A 17,138-nucleotide genomic window follows, 5' to 3' on the forward strand; every position below is an offset into this window, starting at 1 on the left:
AAGGGCCTGTTCGCAGCAGCTCAGCTCACGGTTGACATCACGGTTCACGCAGGAGCGCGCGGAGGAAATCCCCGGCGTCCTGATGCTCGTCGAAGAGCACACCGGTGAGTTCGCGGGTGCCACGCAGCGGCTCCCGCGTGGTGATCCTCGTGGCCCTGCTCTGGCCGGGCAGTCGGAAGATCACCGAGTCCCAGCTGGCGCCCGTGACGGCCCGGGGGGAAACGGCTCAGGCACATGCCGCGGAAGAAGGCCCGGGTGTCGGCGGGTGGTGCGGTCGCCGCGGCGGCGATCTCGGCGTCGTCCACGAGCTTCGCCATGCGCCCGTGCTTCACGAGCCGGTGGTACAGGCCCTTCTCTGGGCGGATGTCCGACCACTGCAGATCGATGAGTCCCAGGCGGGCGTCGTCCCAGGCCAGTCCCCCGCGCTCCCGGTAGCCCTCGAGGAGCCGCAGCTTCGCCAGCCACTCCACTCGCTGGGCGGCACGCTCATCGCCCTGCTCCAGCCAGCCGAGGGTCTCCTCCCATGCCGTCAGGACGGCGTGGGTCTGGCCGTCGCCCTGCGTGGGATGGCCGGCGCCGCTCTCCTCCGCGAACGCGCGGGCCGCTTCGTAGTAGAGCCATTGAAGTTCGACGGCGGTCATCCGCCGCCCGTCGATCAGCCGCACCTGGTGCGTGAGCGTGGTGTCGTGGCTGATCTCCTGCAGCGCCGACACGGGTTCGAACACCTGGAGCCGGGGCACGCGGCCCGCCTCGATGAGGCCCAGCACCAGGGAGGTGGTGCCGAACTTGAGGTAGTTCGCATACTCGGAGAGGTTCGCGTCCCCGATGATGACGTGCAGGCGCCGGTACTTGTCCGCCGTGGCGTGCGGCTCGTCGCGCGTGTTGACGATGGGGCGCCGGATGGTCGTCTCCAGCCCGACCTCGGCCTCGAAGAAGTCCGCGCGCTGGCTGATCTGGTACCCGCTGCCACGGCCGTCCTGCCCCATGCCGAGCCGACCGGCGCCGCACAGCACCTGACGGCTCAGGAAGAACGGGATGAGGCCCTCTGCGATCGAGGAGAACGGCACGGCTCGCGGCATGAGGTAGTTCTCATGGCTTCCGTAGGAGACGGCCTTGTTGTCCGTGTTGTTCTTGTACAGGTTGACCGGCCCCGAGCCGTCCTCGGCGTCGAGGGCGCGGATCGCGTCGAGCGCCACCAGATCACCGGCGGCGTCCCAGATGACGGCGTCGCGCGGGTTGGTGACCTCGGGGCTGGAGTACTCGGGATGGGCGTGGTCCACATAGAACCGTGCGCCGTTGCCCAGCACCATGTTCATGAGGGGCTGTTCACCCGACTCGACGTCGGAGTAGTCCAGTTCGGCACGGCCGTGCGCGAGAGCCACGGCGGTCGCGTCCAGCACGGGCGCGACGTCGGTCAGCTGGCTCGGGTGCGCGTGGGCCCGTGGCAGCGACCACCCCCGAGCGTCGTGCAGCGGCTCCTCGTCGCTGTAGTCCCAGCCCGCAGCCGTCCGCCGGCTCCCGCCGGGTTCACCCACGGACGCGCTTCCGGCCGCCGATTGACGGGCCGACGTGAGCCGGGCGTAGGCGTCGATCACCCGCGCCGAGAGGACGGTCGCATTGGCGGTGGGCGCCTGCGGGGCGTGGATCCCGTACTCGGTCTCCGAACCCATCACACGGATGACCCCGCCGTCGCCGGCGCCCGGCAGTCCGGATGCGCTCACAGATACTGTCCCGTGTTGGTGGCGGTCTCCAGACTCTTGCCGGGCTTCTGGCCGCCCTTGCCCTGGACGATCGTCCGGATGTAGGTGATCCGCTCACCCTTCTTGCCGGAGATGCGGGCCCAGTCGTCCGGGTTGGTGGTGTTCGGCATGTCCTCGTGCTCGCGGAACTCGTCCGTGACGGCTCGCAGGAGGTGGTCGATCCTCAGACCCTTCTCACCGCTCGTGAGGAGGTCCTTGATGGCGTACTTCTTGGCGCGGTCCACCACGTTCTGGATGACGGCGCCGGAATTGAAGTCCTTGAAGTAGAGGATCTCGCTGTCACCGTTGGCGTAGGTGACCTCGAGGTACTCATTGGACTTGTCCGTCGAGTACATCGACTCCACGGTGCGCTGAATCATCCCGCGCACCGTGGCGGCCTGGTCACCGCCGTGCTCCGCCACGTCCTGCGGGTGCAGCGGAAGTTCCGTGGTGATGTACTTCGCAAAGATGTCCGCTGCGGCTTCGGCGTCCGGGCGCTGGATCTTCACCTTCACGTCGAGACGTCCCGGCCGCAGGATCGCGGGATCGATCATGTCCTCACGGTTGGACGCGCCGATCACGATCACGTTGTCCAGCCGTTCGACGCCGTCGATCTCGCTGAGCAGCTGGGGCACGATCGTGGTCTCCACATCCGAGGAGACGCCGGTGCCGCGGGTGCGGAACAGGGAGTCCATCTCGTCGAAGAACACCACCACCGGGCTGCCGTCGCTGGCCTTCTCCCGGGCACGGGCGAAGATCAGGCGGATGTGCCGTTCGGTCTCGCCCACGTACTTGTCCAGCAGCTCGGGGCCTTTGATGTTGAGGAAGTAGCTCTTCAGCTCGGCCGCGCCGGAGCGTTCCGCGGCCCGTGCGGCCAGGGAATTGGCGACGGCCTTGGCGATCAGCGTCTTGCCACAGCCCGGAGGGCCGTACAGGAGGATGCCCTTCGGCGCTTTGAGGCCGTGTTCCCGGTACAGGCCCGGGTGCAGGAACGGCAGTTCGACGGCATCCCTGATCTGCTCGATCTGGGGCCCCAGACCGCCGATGTCCTCGTAACTGATGTCCGGGACGTCTTCGAGGACCAGGGTCTCGACCTCGCTGCGGTCCACCTTCTCCAGAGCGAAGCCGGTGCGGCCGTCCACGGACACGGCGTCCCCCACGCGGATGCCCCGGTGGCGCAGCGGGCCCGAGAGGCGGATGACCCGCTCGTCGTCGGTGCGGCCGACCACCAGCACGCGGTCGTGGCCGATCAGTTCCTTGACCGTGACCACTTCGCCGGCCTGTTCGAAGCCGAGCCCCGCGATCACCACGAGGGCCTCGTTGAGCAGCACCTCCTGGCCCACGGCGAGCTGGTGGATGTTGACGAGGGGGCTGATCCCCACGCGCATCTTCCGGCCGCCGTTGAACACGTCCACCGACTCCTCGACGGAGGCGTTGGCGCTGGCGCCCGGCACGGGTTCCTTGCGGTGGTTGAGCTGGGCGACCGTGGCGAAGCTGTAGGGCGGCTGGCCCTCCTGCTCGAGCGCGGCCTTGAGCCGCTGGATCTCCGTCTTCGCGGTCTCCAGCATGCCCACGAGCCGGGAGTTGTTCTGGGTGGCGGAGGCGAGCTGGCGATCCACACTGCGGAGCTTGTCCCGCAGCACGTTGATCTGCCGTTCGGCGATGCTCAGATGTGCCGCGTTGTTCCGCGCTTCATTCCCGGCGTCACCGTTGGTGCCCAGTGTGTCCTCGCTCATGGTGGCCAGCCCTCTCGTGGAAAGTCCGTATGCCGTCACCTTCGACACTAGCGCGTTCCGACCGGGATCGCGGCCCGGTGCCCACGATGTGACTGCCTATGGCCTCCCACCTGGGATTACTCCCCGGAGCGCGGCTCCTCAGGATCCTCCACCTGGGTGCCGGCCATGGCGTCACGGGCGGCGCGCCGGAGCTTGCGGTCCGAGTACGGGCGCTCCCCGACGCTCGCCGGCGTCCAGGCGTTCATGTCCTCTTCGGTGAACTCCGTCTTGGCCCGCTTCTTCAGCGTCAGGCCGTCGACGCCGTCCGCCAGACGGCGCGTGACCAGGAGGAAGCCGGTGTGCCCCACCATGCGGTGGTTGGGCCGGACGGCCAGGCCCTCCAGGTGCCAGCCACGGACCATGGATTCCCAGGCGTCGGGCTCGGTGAACCGGCCGTCGGCGCGGATGGCCTCGGCCGTGCGGGACAGCTGGGTGGCCGTGGCCACGTAGTTGATCCAGACGCCGCCCGGGGCCAGCACCGTGGCGACGGCGTCGAGGCACTCCCAGGGCGCCAGCATGTCCAGGACCACGCGGTCCACGCTGCCGGGCGCCTCAGCCTTGACGACCTCGTCCTGGAAGTCGCCCAGGCTGATCTGCCAGGCCGGGTGCGGGCCGCCGAAGATCGTCTCGACGTTGCCGCGGGCGATGTCGGCGAACTCTTCGCGGCGTTCGAACGAGTGAAGGTACCCCAGGTCACCGACGGCGCGGAGCAGGGAGATGGACAGGGCACCGGAGCCGACTCCGGCTTCGACGACGCGGGCGCCCGGGAAGATGTCCGCCATGGTCACGATCTGGCCGGCGTCCTTCGGGTAGACCACGGCCGCGCCGCGCGGCATCGAGAGGACGAAGTCACTCAGGAGCGGACGCAGCGCCTGGTACTGCTGGCCGATGTTGTTCACGGCCACGCTGCCGTCGGGCTGGCCGATCAGGTCGTCATGGTTGAGGAAGCCACGGTGGGTGTGGAACGCCCCGCCCCGCTCAAGGGTGATGGTGTTCATCCGCCCCTTCTCGTCGGTGAGCTGGACCCGCTCGCCCACCCGGAACGGCCCACGGCGTCGAGCGGCGCCGACCGCCTGGCGGCCTTCCGCGGGGGTGGCCTGAGGGGTGTCCTGGTTGCTCATGGCGTGTTCCTTCTCCTGTGCGCCACGTCGGGCACGCATGGGGGTTGGGCGAAATGTCCGGGAATCAACTGTACCCGTCAGCGGGACCCGGCTCGGCCGGGGCCTTGCGGACGTCCCGTCAGGGCCGCCACGATGGTCGACTGGCGGAGGAGCCCGGTCACCCTGCCGTGCGCGTCGACGACGGCGTACTGGTTGCCGTCCAGCGCCGAGAGGTAGTCGATGAGTTCCTTGCCGGCGGCGTGGTCCGGCACGTAGGCGCCGGCGGCGAGCGGCACGCTCACCGCGGTGACCGGCGTCGTCGGCAAGAGGTCAGCGGGCACCGCGGCGACGGCTGACGGGTCGACGACGGCCTGCGGGCTGCCGTCGGGGGCGATGACGATGAACGCGGTGCCCGGTCGGGCCGCGGAGAAGAGCTGCGCCACGGACAGGTTCTGCGGGACGCCCTGCGCCGGTTCGGCCAGCTGTGCCGCACGGATGTCCGGAAGCCGGCCACGCATGCGGGCCACCTTGATCGCTTCGCTCGCTCCCATCCACAGGAATCCGGCCACCAGCAGGGTGATGACGGCGAACTTGAAGTCCAGGCCCTCCCCCAACAGGTACGGGCGGACGATGAAATACAGCACGATCAGGATGACGAGGATGCGGCCGGTCCAGCCTGCGGCGATGGTGCCCTTCTCGCGGTTCCCGGTGGCGGTCCAGACGATGGTCTCGACCAGGCGGCCGCCGTCGAGCGGCAGGCCGGGCAGGACATTGAAGATCGCGATGACGAAGTTGGTCCACGTGAAGATCCACAGCAGGAAGTCCCCCACCCCGACAGGATGGGTCACCGCCATGGCGATCCAGCCGAGGCCCGCCAGGACGAAGTTGGCCGCAGGACCGGCGAAGGCCACCAGGACGGAACGCCACGGGGTCGCCTTGAACTCGGTGAACTGCGTGTGGCCGCCCCAGAGGTTGAGCACGATCTTCTCGGAACTCCAGCCGAAGATCCTGGCCGTGAGCGCATGGGCGAGTTCGTGAACCAGCACCGAGAGGAGCAGAAGGACGGCGTACGTGAAGGCGGCCAGGTAAGCCCCTGCGCCCATCCCCTGCTGAGCCAGCAGGGGGCCGACGGTCGCCACGGTGAACGCCGCGATGATGAACCAGGAATAGGCCAGGTAGATGGGCACTCCCCAGAGCCTGCCGAGACGCAGGCCGTCCCGGCTCGCCACCGAGCTCACGCGCTGACCTTTCCGTCTTCGGGATCGAGCCCTGCCGGAGCTCCGGACCAGTGGCCGTCGAGAATGTGCTGCATCGCGGTGAAATCCTTCTGGGCCAGGGTGTCCCAGCGAGTGAAGCGGCCGGGGAACTCGGGCAGGGGCACCGTGTGCGGGATGCCGATGGTCACGGCTCCGGATGCCAGCGCCGCGCCCACACCCGGGACGGAATCCTCCAGGGCCACGAAGTTCTCCACGCGGAGCGCGGATTCGGTGGACTGCATCGTCGCCATGGCCTGAAGGTAGGCCTCCGGGTCGGGCTTGCCGTTCGTGACATCATCCCCGGTGACCAGGAACTCGAAGTACTTCTGCGGCAGCTTCTCCACGACCAGACTGGCGAGAGGGCGTTCGCTCATGGTGACGAGGGCGCAGCGCACCCCGTTCGCCGTCAGCGAATCCAGCATCTCCTGGGCGCCGGGCCGCCACGGCACCGCTTCCTCGATGCGTTCCATGACGCGCGTCGACAGCGTGGAGATGATCTGCCGTTCGGGCATGCGGACGCCTGCGGCCTGCAGGATGCGGGCGCTGCGGTCCAGCGCCTGTCCCACCAGCTGGATCGCCTGAGCGTGGCTCCACGTGCCCCCGAAGCTCTCCACGAGTTCGTGTTCGGCCGCGATCCAGTACGGTTCCGTGTCCACCAAGGTCCCGTCCATGTCCCACAGAACGGCCCGCAACGGGGCATCGGGACGGCGATCACCGGAGGACAGAGGCGATGGAGACAACATGGGCCAAGTCTACGGGGCGGTGATGTGCGAACACGTCCCTTGAGCTGGGCCGGGTCCGTCGTAGGGTAGAGCCCATGGAGAACTTCGACGACCCCGAGGGTCTGCAGGACGAGGCGTTCCTTCCCCTGCACCAGGGTGGGAAACGCAGCACGGTTCTCATTGCGGCCTTCGAGGGGTGGAATGACGCCGGTGAAGCTGCGAGTGACACCATCAAATTCCTGAGCAAGGCATGGCATGCCAGGAAGGTGTCGGTCCTGGAGCCTGACGACTATTACGACTTCCAGTTCACCCGGCCCACGGTGCGCACCACGGGCTCCGGGGAGCGACGGCTCCGCTGGCCGGGCACCAGAATCCACCAGGCGAGCATCCCTGGCGTCCCGGTGGACGCCATCCTGGTGAGCGGCGTGGAGCCGTCCTACCGCTGGCGCGCGTTCACCGCGGAGATCCTGGCGCAGGCCGAGGAACTCGGCGTGGACCGGGTGGTCCTGCTGGGCGCCCTGCTGGCCGACGTCCCCCACACCCGCCCGCTGCCCGTCACCGTGACCACCGATGACCGCGCTCTGCAGGAGCGCCTGGACCTGGAACCGTCCACGTACCAGGGCCCCACGGGGATCGTGGGTGTGTTCGCCGAGGTGGCGCGCCTCGCGGGGCTCCCCGCGATCTCACTCTGGGCGACCGTCCCCCACTATGTGGCGCAATCGCCCTCCCCCAAGGCTCAGCTCGCGCTGCTGCACCGCATCGAAGAGCTGCTCCAGGTCCCGCTCGATCCCGGCGATCTGGTGGAGGACGCGGAGGCGTGGGAGCGCGGCGTGGACGAGCTGTCCTCGGAGGACCCGGACATCGCCGGGTACGTCCGTCAGCTGGAGGAGGCCACCGACACGGCCGAACTGCCGGAGGCTTCCGGCGAGTCGATCGCCCGGGAGTTCGAACGGTATCTGCGGCGTCGCGGCAAAGGCAACGGCCACCCGCACGCCGATCCGTCCTGAGCGCTTCCGCCGGGACCGCAGAAGAACTTAACAAGAGACGACGACGGCGGTCACCCGCCGTCGTCGTCCGTTTCAGGAGCGTTCGCCGCGCCTCAGCGCGGAGTCCGTCCTCAGAGCTCCACGCCGAGGAGCGCGTTGACGGAGTCGGAGACCAGGCTGGCGTCCGGCACGCTGGCGGTCCCACCCGCGGCGAGAGCGGTATCCGCCCAGGCGTCCAGGGCCTTCAGCGCGCCCGGGGCATCCAGGTCGTCGGAGAGACGCTCCCGCAGCGCCGCCAGGAGCGGTCCGGCGGAACCCTCCGGAGCGTGGTCCAGGGCCTCACGCCAGCGGGTGACGCGACGTTCCGCCTCCTGGAGAAGCTCATCGGTCCAGAACCAGTCGGTGCGGTAGTGGTTCGCCAGAACGGCGCTGCGGATGACCGCTGGCTCCACACCTTCCCGGCGCAGCGCCGAGACCAGGACCAGATTGCCCCGGGACTTGCTCATCTTCTCGCCGTCCAGGCCCACCATGCCCGTGTGGGCGTAGTGCTTCGCCATGGGCTCGCCCGTGAGGGAGTACCAGTGCCCGGCGCCCATCTCGTGGTGCGGGAAGATCAGGTCCGAGCCGCCGGCCTGAACCGTGAACGGCGACGGCAGGAAGCGCCGGGCGATGACGGTGCATTCGATGTGCCAGCCGGGACGGCCCCGGCCGAGTGAACCGCCGTCCCAGCAGGGCTCACCGTCGCGGGCGACGCGCCAGAGGAGCGGGTCGAGGCGGTTGCGCTTGCCGGGGCGGTCCGGATCGCCACCGCGCTCGGCGAAGAGGGGAAGCATCTCCTCCTCGCTCAGCCCGGAGACGGCGCCCAGTTCCCAGGCTTCGACGTTCTGACCTTCGGCGTCGGCCGCGGCGACGTCGTAGTACACGTCACCGTCGGGCTCGCCGTTCGTCCCCGGCACGCGGTATGCCAGTCCCGAGGCCACGAGGCGCTCGATCTCCGGGACGATCCACGGGATCGCCTCGACGGCGCCGACGTAATGAGCGGGTGCCACGACATTGAGCGCTTCCATGTCCTCATGGAAGAGACTGGTCTGATCGACGGCCAGCTCGCGCCAGTCCTGGCCGGTCGCAGTCGCCCGCTCCAGGAGCGGGTCGTCCACGTCCGTCACGTTCTGCACGTAGTCGACCTGGCTGCCGGCGTCGCGCCAGGCGCGATTCAGCAGATCGAAGGCCAGATATGTCGCCGCGTGACCCATGTGGGTCGCGTCATACGGGGTGATCCCGCAGACGTACATCGACTGTTCGGCCTGCGGCTGGATGGTGGCGAAGTCACCGCGCGAGGTGTCGTAGATCCTGAGCGGCGGCATGGTTCCGGGCAGTTCAGGTACGGGGCGCGTCTTCCACGATTTCACGCCTGTCAGCCTATCGCTCAGGCGGGGATGACCCCGAATCCGAGCAGCAGGTACAGCGCGGCGCCGAGTCCGATGCGGTACCAGACGAACGCCTGGTACCCGCGGCTGGAGATGAACTTGAGGAACCAGCCGATGATCACGTAACCGACCGCGAAGGCGATCAGGGTCGCCAGGGCGGTCTCCCCCAGTCCGTACGGACCCGCTGCTTCGGAGCCTTTGAGGACCTTGAAGAGCTGGTAGAAACCGGAGCCGAAGACGGCGGGGATCGCCAGGAGGAAGGAGTACCGGGCCGCCGCCTCACGGGTGTAGCCCATGAAGAGACCGGCCGTGATGGTGCCGCCGGAGCGGGAGACGCCCGGGATGAGTGCGAGCGCCTGGGCGAAACCGTAGAGGACACCGTGCTTGACGGTCAGGTCCTTGAGCTGGCGTTCCTGCTTGCCGAAGACGTCGGCCACGGCCAGGATCATGCCGAACACGATCAGCGTGGTGGCCACGATCCACAAGGAGCGGAAGGTGTTCTCGATGTAGTCCTGGAGCAGGATGCCGAGCACGACGATCGGGATGCTGCCGAGGATCACGAGCCAGCCCATGCGGGCGTCCGGATCGTCCCGGGGCACGCTGCCCCGCAGGGAGCCGAACCACGCCTTGACGATCCTGACGATGTCCTTCCAGAAGAAGATCAGGACGGCGGTCTCGGTGCCGAGCTGGGTGATGGCGGTGAAGGCCGCCCCCGGGATCGGAGGCATTCGGCAGGAACTCCCCCAGGATGCGCAGATGAGCGCTCGATGAAATGGGGAGGAACTCGGTCAGGCCCTGTACCAGGCCGAGAAGTATGGCTTCGATCCAATTCATGTAGACGACCTTACGTCATGGCCTGTGGCCTGCCAGGAAGCCCTCGCGGCACCCCCGGCGAAATGTGTCGGAGGGCAGGAAATTCGCCCGCAGGAGTGGTAGACATCTCACATGAAGGAACAGATTCTGCCGCGGTCCGTGGAACAACGTCTGTACCAGGGCCAGAATTACGAGTACATGGTCATCAGCGTCGAGCGCGACGAATCGCTGCCCGAAGCGCGACGGCGCGTGCTGGAGCACAGCGAATACGGCAAATGGGAACTTCACCGCTCCGTCCTTTACCTGGGCGGTCATCGGCGCTACTGGATGCGGCGCAAGGTCATGAACGTCGCGCGGACGATCTGAGCACGCCACCCGGGCCCGCTGGCGCCGTTTCCCGGCGCCGGCGACCCCGGTCCTGTCAGGACCAGTCCCGGTCAGTAGTTCTGCAGCAGATCGGACAGGACGCGCGTGCCGAAGCGCAGGGAGTCCAGCGGGACCCGCTCGTCGACACCGTGGAACATGCCGGTGAAGTCGAGTTCGTCCGGCAACTGCAACGGTGCGAAGCCGTAGCCGGTGATGCCGAGCTGGCTCAGCGACTTGTTGTCCGTGCCGCCCGAGAGCGTGTACGGCAGCACCGTGGCCTCGGGGTCATGCCGCTTGAGGGAATCGACCATGGCGTCCACGAGATTGCCTGCGAACGGCACCTCCAGGGAGACGTCCTTGTTCACGTAACTGAGTTCGATCCCCTCGCCGGCCAGCTGACGGATCGTCTCGAACACCTGCTCCTGCTGGCCCGGCAGCGTGCGGCAGTCCACCAGCGCCTCCGCCGTCTCCGGGATGACGTTGTGCTTGTACCCGCCGGTGAGCAGCGTGGGGTTGGAGGTGTTCTGCAGCGTGGCTCCGACGAAGCGCGCCACGGTGCCGAGTTCCTTGAGGATGATCTCCGGATTGTCCGGATCGAACTCGACGCCCGTCAGCTCGGTCACGCCGTCCAGGAACTGCCGGGTGGTGGGCGTGAGCTCGATGGGCCACTCGTGCTGGCCGATGCGCGCGACGGCGGCCGCGAGCCGCGTCACGGCGTTGTCCGTGTTGATCTGCGAGCCGTGGCCCGCACGGCCGTGTGCCACCAGGCGGAGCCAGGACAGACCCTTTTCCGCCGTCTGCAGCAGGTAGGCGCGCTTGCCGCCGATCGTGGACGAGAAGCCGCCGACCTCGGAGATGGCCTCGGTGGCGCCGTCGAACAGTTCGGGACGCTTGTCCACCGCATAGCGGGCGCCGTAGTCCCCGCCGGCCTCCTCATCGGCGAAGAACGCGAAGACGAGGTCCCGTTTCGGCTTGATCCCCCGTCGCGCGAAGTCACGGAGGGTCGCGAGGATCATGGCGTCCATGTCCTTCATGTCCACGGCGCCGCGGCCCCAGATCATGCCGTCCTTGACTTCGGCGGCGAAGGGATCGACGCTCCACTGTTCACGCAGCGCCGGCACGACGTCGAGGTGTCCATGCACCACCAGCGCACTCGCGCTGGGGTCCTGGCCCTCCATACGGGTCACGACGCTGGCGCGGCCGGGCGCGGACTCGAAGATCTCCGGCTCCAGGCCCACCTCGGCCATGAGCCCGGCCACGTACTCGGCGGCCTTCCGCTCCCCGGGACCCTGGTTGTCACCGAAGTTGGTGGTGTCGAAGCGGATGAGTTCGCGGCAGATGTCCACCACTTCCGCTTCGGCCGGAGATGTCCCCTGGGAGGGGGTGACGGATTCCTGAGTGCTCATCGTTTCGCCTTTCCGCGCCGCTGCCGAACTGATCACTCCTCAGCCTAGTGGGGACGCTCACGCGCGGGGCGTTCTCCCGTTCATGCCCCGAAACCTTGCGAAGCCCCAGCTCAGCCAGGATTTCGCGTTTCCGCGAAATGCGTGTAGAGTATTTCTCGTTGCCCCGGCGGCCTGAACAGCGGAAACGCAGTCCAGACAGCCGGATCACCCAGATGCGCGGGTGGCGGAATGGCAGACGCGCTAGCTTGAGGTGCTAGTGCCCGAATAGGGCGTGGGGGTTCAAGTCCCCCTCCGCGCACAGAGCGAAGGCTCCCGGTCTCAGACCGGGGGCCTTCCGTGTTTTCCGGGTGTCCACTGCCAGAATGACCTCATGACGCCACGGCTCTTCGACCTCCGGTCCACCTGGCATCTGCCCGCCCCGGTCGACCAGGTGTGGGACGTACTCACCGCACTGGACCTCCACCCGGGCGAACCGGTGTGGTGGCCAGGGTGCACCGTGGCCGCCCCTCTCACCGTCACGCCGCCCTCCGGAGGCTCGGACGAACAGACGCTGACCGATGTCACCGCTCACCTGCGCTTCCGGACGGCGCTCGGCTACTCACTCACGGTGAGCATCCGTCCCACCGTCGCCATCCCACCGCGGAAGCTCGAGTTCGAAGCGCTGGGCGACCTCGAGGGGGAAGGCTCCATCACCCTCACCCCGGACAGCCCGGGAGGCATGACCAGGATGGACATCCGCTGGACGGTGCGTCCCACGGTGCGGTGGATGAATTTCCTCGTGCCCGTGGCCTCTCCCGTCTTCGTGGCCGCGCACACGCACACCATGAGGAAGGGCGAGCGGGGGCTGGCCGCAGTTCTCGCCACAGGCTGAAGGGGAGGGCCCGTCACCCTCTCGCCGCCAGCCCGCCGATGCCGGTCCTCAGGAACGCGAAGGGATACAGCAGCACCGGCACCACCAGGAGGACGTCTTCGCCCGAGAGGTCACCCCCGAGCAGGAGCCACGGGAGGACGAAGGTGATCACCAGGGCACAGGCGAGATAGAGCCACAGCTGCCACCACGGGTTCGGGGGCAGCCTCTTGTCCGGATCACTCGAACGGGTCCTCGACTTCTTACGGCGGCGTTCGAGCAGTCCGTGGAGCCCGTTCCAGACCATGCCGTTCAGCACCCAGATCTGCAGCGCCGTGAGGACGAGCGCGGAGACTCCGAGAAGCCACCCATCCGATGGATCCGTCCAGCGGTAGGGGTTCCCTGTGCACAGCCAGGAGAGCCAGGACCCCGGATCCACGCCGCAGCGGGCCGCCCCGTGCACCACGTTCAGAGAGGCCAGCCAGGTCATCACCTCGGGCGCGGTGAGCACGGCGGCCACCAGGGCCGCCAGCCGGGTCACGCCGAGAGACTTGACCATCACGCGGTGCGGGCGGAGACGGGTGTCACCCGGCACGCCCGTGAAGAGCAGCGGCTCCTGCTCCCCCGCCGTCGTCGGCCGCGCGGGTTCGCGACGCGGGGTGGCGAGGATGAGCCTGGCCAGGGGGTCGATCACCTCGATCCGGTTCCGGGAGTAGACCACGTGGTCGTACACGAGGGCCGAGCGGTTGTAGACCGGGTGCTCCTCCGGGCCGGGGCCACCGGCGCCCGGCCCGTGACGGTCGAAGATCTTGCGGAAGATGGCGGCACGACCGTCCACGGCACGGGAGATGGGACCGGCCGGGACGAAATCGAGTTTGCCCCACACATTGATCCACCGAGGGCGGTCCGGAACGTCGAGCCAGTCCTGGACCGGATCACTCCCGTCGGTGCCGCCCCACTCCGCATATCCGAGAAGGTCGATCCCGCTGCCGACGCTCACGAAGTTGGTGGCGCGCACGGGATCCTCAGTCCGCTGGAACAGCACCTGCCCCACGATCGCGGCGCCCTGGCTGTGCGCCACCACCGTGACGGGCACCCCGGCGTCGCCGTCCCAGCGCGCGAGCGTCTCCCGGATCCGCTGGCGCATGGCGGCAGCCTGCATCTGCTTGCGTTTCCAGACCTGAGGGTCGCCGAGGAAGTCCGCGAACAGTGCGAGAAGCCGGCTGACGAACTGACCGAGGGCCGGGATCTTCGCCAGGACCATGAGGACGAGGCCCAGCGCGAGAATCCCGAGGATCAAGGCCGCTCCGAGCACCGCCACCACACTGATGAAGGGGATCAGGAGCGTCCAGTTGAGCAGGCGGGCCGGCAGGATGCGTTCGTGCGACGCCGGACGGAAGGTCCACCACAGCAGTCGCAGGCACCGGGTGAACACCGTCCAGGCCTGACTCACGGCCCACCAGAAGGTGGCGCCGACGGTCGCCGGTTCGAAGTCCTTCGCCCAGGAGGCCTCGGTCATCAACACGTCGAGGTACACGGGACCGCCCGACGGCGAGCATCCGGTGAGCACCTTCACCCGGGCCTGCGGGGCGTCGCCCACGGCCGTCGCCCCGGTGATGATCAGCGGTGGGTGGTTTCCGGCGTCGTCGCACTCGAGGGCCTCATCATGGAGGCTGAGCATGAGCGGCTGCGCCCACTCCTGGAGTGTCCCGCCCTTGAGGGCTCGTCCCATGCCGTGGACGAACAGCACCACGTGATCCGGCGCGCCTTCTTCAGGCGTCTCACCGGCCTGACGCCCGGTTGGGATGCAGCGGCCCTTCCGACGACTCCACATGTCTCATCTTCCGTCCGCTCGGCGGAGAAGGAAAGGGTGGTGACAACGTACGGAGGCAACCGGAACGCAAAGCGGGAAGAAGGAACAGAACACCTCTCCTCACTTTCAATCTATAGCGCACCGGGGGGCTTGCGGCAAGGCCCCCCGGATGCTGCACAGTAAGGGGTCCACCGACACGATCCGAGGAGAAGCCATCGTGGCCGCCACCACCCCGTCCAGCGTCTTCCAGCTCCCCGAACGCCTCGCCGCCAAGGCCGACCCCGCCCTGATCGCGGACGATGAACGGCACTTCGCCGCCATCGCCGACAACCTCGAACGGACCCGCTCCGACCTCGCAGAGCGGCTGGACGCCGCACGCCGGGCCCCCGGCCGGTCAGGTCAGCAGGCCGTGGACCGCGACGCCGAGATCCGGCGCCTCACCGGTCGGCTGCGCGCGCTGGAGAGATACGGGCTCGACCTCTGCCTGGGGCGATTCGTCCCCGCCGACGGCTCGGCGCCGGTCTACATCGGACGACTGGGCCTGACGGATGCCGACGGCGAGCGCCTCCTGGTCGACTGGCGCGCACCCGCGGCCGAGCCGTTCTCCGGCGCGACTCACGCGCACCCACAGGGGGTGGCGAGCCGGCGTCGGTACCGCTGGAGCGGCGGGCACGTCGTCGACTACTGGGACGAGGCCTTCTCCCCCGACGGAGTGGGGGGTGCGGCGTCGCTCGGCGATCTGTCCGCCTTCATCGCGAGCCTGGGCCACAGCCGCACTCCGCGCATGCGGGATGTCCTGGGCACCATCCAGGCCGACCAGGACGAGATCATCCGTGCGTCGTCGCGGGGCGCTCTCGTGGTGGACGGCGGCCCGGGCACCGGGAAGACGGTCGTGGCCCTGCACCGAGCGGCGTATCTCCTGTACGCGGATCCGCGGCTGAGCCGCGGCCGGGGCGGCGTGCTGCTGGTAGGCCCGCATCGGCACTACCTGTCGTATGTGGCGGATGTGCTTCCCGGCCTGGGGGAAGAGGGCGTGCAGGCCTGCACCATCCGCGATCTGGTGCCGGAAGGCACGACGGCCCGCGCCGAGCGCGATCCGGCGGTGGCCCGGCTCAAGTCCTCCGCGGAGATGGTGCGTGCCATCGAGAAGGCGGTCCGGTTCTACGAGGAGCCGCCCACGGAAGCCCTGCTCGTGGAGACCCCGTACCAGGACGTGCGGGTGAGTCCCGACGCTTGGGCCGAGGCCTTCGCCGCCCCGGCGCCCGGGACGCCCCACAACGAGGCGCGTGCGGAGGTCTGGGACGAACTGCTTGACCTTCTGGTGGCCGCGGCCGACGACGGCGATGTCACCGACGGCGCTCTTCGCTCGGCACTGGCCCGGAACGCGGAGCTCGCGGCCGTGTTCAACCGTGCCTGGCCCTTGCTGGAGCACACCGTGGTGGTGGGTGATCTGTGGCGGGTGCCGGCCTTCCTGTCCCTCTGCGCGCCGTGGCTCACCCCTGAGGAGGTCCGTCTGCTGCAGCGGGAGGAGCCCCAGGCCTGGACTCTGGAGGACCTGCCCCTCCTGGACGCGGCCCGGCTGCGGCTCGGCGACCCCGAGGAGGCCCGGCGTGTTCGCCGCCGGTATGCGGAGCAGGCCTCGGAGCGCGATGTGATGAACCGTGTGGTGGAGGATCTGATCGCCGCGGACGACTCGGAGATGCTCGTGATGTCGATGCTGAAGGGCGATGACCTTCAGGAGAGCCTGGGCGATGAAGGACTCGTGGCCGCGCCGTCCCCCGATCTGCTCGCCGGCCCGTTCGGGCATGTGATCGTGGATGAGGCCCAGGAACTCAATGACGCCGAGTGGCAGATGCTCCTGGCGCGGTGTCCGTCCGGGAGTCTGACGATCGTTGGCGACCGCGCTCAGGCGCGGCAGGGTTTCCCGGAAAGCTGGATCGAACGCCTCGAGCGGGTCGGCGTCCCCGGGGGCCCGCGTGAGCGCACTCAGCATCAATTACCGCACTCCCGAGGAAGTCATGGCCGAGGCCGCGCCCGCGATCCGTTCCGCGCTGCCTGACGCGAACGTCCCGACGTCGGTCCGGAGCAGCGGGATTCCGGTCCGGCGCGGCGCGGTCGCTGAACTCGACATGGTGCTCAGCACCTGGCTGGCGGAGAACACCGAGGGCATCGCCTGTGTGGTCCGTGCCGTCCCGAGCGAAGGGGCCGAGCGCCGGCGGGCGGATGATCTGGCGGATGATCCCCGGGTGACGTTCCTGACGGCGGAAGAGGCCAAGGGCCTCGAGTTCGACCTGGTGGTGCTCGTGGACCCGGCGGGTTTCGGTGCCGGCATCGAGGGCGCGGTGGACCGGTACGTGGCCATGACCCGGGCGACCCGGGAGCTGGTGATCCTCGAGACCTGAGGCAGCCGTGAGCGCGTTCCGCCACTCCCCAGCCGGCCGCTGACAGTTCTTTCCGGAATCCCACTATTCAGTCTTGCTAAGTACCGGTAGTCAGTGTTACTTTCTAGTGGTACCAAGTATTACTGAGTAGTGAAAGGAGGAACCGATGGGCAAGCAGATGACCGAGATGCTCAAAGGCACCTTGGAGGGCATCGTCCTCGCCCTCCTGGCCGAGCAGCCGGCCTACGGATATGAGATCACCGCACGCCTGCGGGACCGGGGCTTCGCCGACATCGCGGAGGGCACCATCTACGCCCTCCTGGTGCGGCTCGAGCAGAAGAAGCTCGTGGACGTCCAGAAGGTGCCGAGCGAGAAGGGACCGCCGCGCAAGGTGTTCACCCTCAACGCGCAGGGAGCCCAGGAGCTCGACGAGTTCTGGAACACCTGGACCTTCCTCGCACAGCACATCGAACAGCTGAACAAGACCGGAAACAAGGAGAACTGATC

General features: G+C 68.4%; 13 protein-coding genes, 1 tRNA gene and 2 pseudogenes. 7 read left to right on the plus strand and 9 right to left on the minus strand.

Annotated elements, in window-relative coordinates; genetic code table 11:
- Nucleotides 1-37 precede the first annotated feature (37 nt).
- The 5 genes and pseudogenes from dop to QFZ52_RS07225 form a co-directional block, all read right to left on the minus strand.
- Nucleotides 38-1,670, minus strand: a pseudogene (dop, locus tag QFZ52_RS07205) (depupylase/deamidase Dop).
- A gap of 47 nt (nt 1,671-1,717) precedes the next feature.
- Nucleotides 1,718-3,475, minus strand: a complete 1,758-nt coding sequence (gene arc / locus QFZ52_RS07210; RefSeq protein ID WP_307496944.1) for a proteasome ATPase — start codon at nt 3,473-3,475, stop codon at nt 1,718-1,720.
- A gap of 116 nt (nt 3,476-3,591) precedes the next feature.
- Entirely contained in the window at nt 3,592-4,635 is a 1,044-nt protein-coding gene (locus QFZ52_RS07215) for a tRNA (adenine-N1)-methyltransferase (RefSeq protein ID WP_307496945.1), read from the minus strand.
- 77 nt (nt 4,636-4,712) lie between these two features.
- The gene (locus QFZ52_RS07220; protein WP_307496946.1) at nt 4,713-5,852 is read right to left on the minus strand and encodes a site-2 protease family protein; all 1,140 of its coding nucleotides are present in this window, start codon (nt 5,850-5,852) and stop codon (nt 4,713-4,715) included.
- Nucleotides 5,849-6,613 carry an HAD family hydrolase gene (locus QFZ52_RS07225; RefSeq protein WP_307496947.1) on the minus strand — a complete coding sequence of 255 codons (765 nt, stop codon included), beginning with the start codon at nt 6,611-6,613 and terminating at the stop codon, nt 5,849-5,851. The genes QFZ52_RS07220 and QFZ52_RS07225 overlap by 4 nt, the downstream gene beginning before the upstream one ends.
- Nucleotides 6,614-6,687: 74 nt before the next feature.
- Between QFZ52_RS07225 and QFZ52_RS07230 the strand changes: the two genes are divergently transcribed.
- Complete coding sequence (locus tag QFZ52_RS07230) at nt 6,688-7,599, plus strand: PAC2 family protein (protein WP_307496948.1); 912 nt, start codon at nt 6,688-6,690, stop codon at nt 7,597-7,599.
- A gap of 110 nt (nt 7,600-7,709) precedes the next feature.
- Here the strand turns inward: QFZ52_RS07230 and mshC are convergent, their stop codons facing one another.
- Both mshC and QFZ52_RS07240 read right to left on the minus strand, forming a co-directional pair.
- Nucleotides 7,710-8,987 carry a cysteine--1-D-myo-inosityl 2-amino-2-deoxy-alpha-D-glucopyranoside ligase gene (gene mshC / locus QFZ52_RS07235; RefSeq protein ID WP_307496949.1) on the minus strand — a complete coding sequence of 426 codons (1,278 nt, stop codon included), beginning with the start codon at nt 8,985-8,987 and terminating at the stop codon, nt 7,710-7,712.
- Between the two features lie 17 nt (nt 8,988-9,004).
- Nucleotides 9,005-9,839 (minus strand): annotated as a pseudogene (locus tag QFZ52_RS07240) (undecaprenyl-diphosphate phosphatase).
- A gap of 111 nt (nt 9,840-9,950) precedes the next feature.
- Between QFZ52_RS07240 and QFZ52_RS07245 the strand changes: the two are divergent.
- Nucleotides 9,951-10,184, plus strand: coding sequence for a DUF5703 family protein (locus QFZ52_RS07245; protein ID WP_066212440.1), 234 nt, complete (start codon nt 9,951-9,953; stop codon nt 10,182-10,184).
- Between the two features lie 71 nt (nt 10,185-10,255).
- Here QFZ52_RS07245 and QFZ52_RS07250 read toward each other — a convergent pair whose 3' ends face one another.
- Nucleotides 10,256-11,590, minus strand: coding sequence for a M20/M25/M40 family metallo-hydrolase (locus QFZ52_RS07250; RefSeq protein ID WP_107002523.1), 1,335 nt, complete (start codon nt 11,588-11,590; stop codon nt 10,256-10,258).
- 214 nt (nt 11,591-11,804) lie between these two features.
- Here QFZ52_RS07250 and QFZ52_RS07255 point away from each other — a divergent pair.
- A tRNA-Leu gene (locus QFZ52_RS07255) sits at nt 11,805-11,888 on the plus strand.
- Nucleotides 11,889-11,960: 72 nt separating this feature from the next.
- Entirely contained in the window at nt 11,961-12,461 is a 501-nt protein-coding gene (locus QFZ52_RS07260; protein ID WP_307496950.1) for an SRPBCC family protein, read from the plus strand.
- A 13-nt stretch (nt 12,462-12,474) separates the two neighbouring features.
- On the opposite strand, the gene QFZ52_RS07265 is transcribed toward QFZ52_RS07260, so the two are convergent.
- Nucleotides 12,475-14,271 (minus strand): hypothetical protein, encoded by a 1,797-nt coding sequence (locus tag QFZ52_RS07265; RefSeq protein ID WP_307496951.1) that lies wholly within the window; start codon nt 14,269-14,271, stop codon nt 12,475-12,477.
- A 148-nt stretch (nt 14,272-14,419) separates the two neighbouring features.
- On the opposite strand from QFZ52_RS07265, the gene helR reads away from it, so the two are divergent.
- The 3 genes from helR (at nt 14,420) to QFZ52_RS07280 (ending at nt 17,136) form a co-directional block, all read left to right on the plus strand.
- Complete coding sequence (gene helR, locus QFZ52_RS07270) at nt 14,420-16,309, plus strand: RNA polymerase recycling motor ATPase HelR (RefSeq protein WP_307496952.1); 1,890 nt, start codon at nt 14,420-14,422, stop codon at nt 16,307-16,309.
- Complete coding sequence (locus QFZ52_RS07275; protein WP_307496953.1) at nt 16,269-16,652, plus strand: ATP-binding domain-containing protein; 384 nt, start codon at nt 16,269-16,271, stop codon at nt 16,650-16,652. Before helR ends, QFZ52_RS07275 begins: the two co-directional genes overlap by 41 nt.
- 145 nt (nt 16,653-16,797) lie before the next feature.
- Entirely contained in the window at nt 16,798-17,136 is a 339-nt protein-coding gene (locus QFZ52_RS07280; protein ID WP_307496954.1) for a PadR family transcriptional regulator, read from the plus strand.
- Nucleotides 17,137-17,138: the final 2 nt, after the last annotated feature.

It is taken from the genome of Arthrobacter woluwensis, assembly GCF_030816155.1.
Classification (GTDB): Bacteria; Actinomycetota; Actinomycetes; order Actinomycetales; family Micrococcaceae; genus Arthrobacter_E; species Arthrobacter_E woluwensis_A.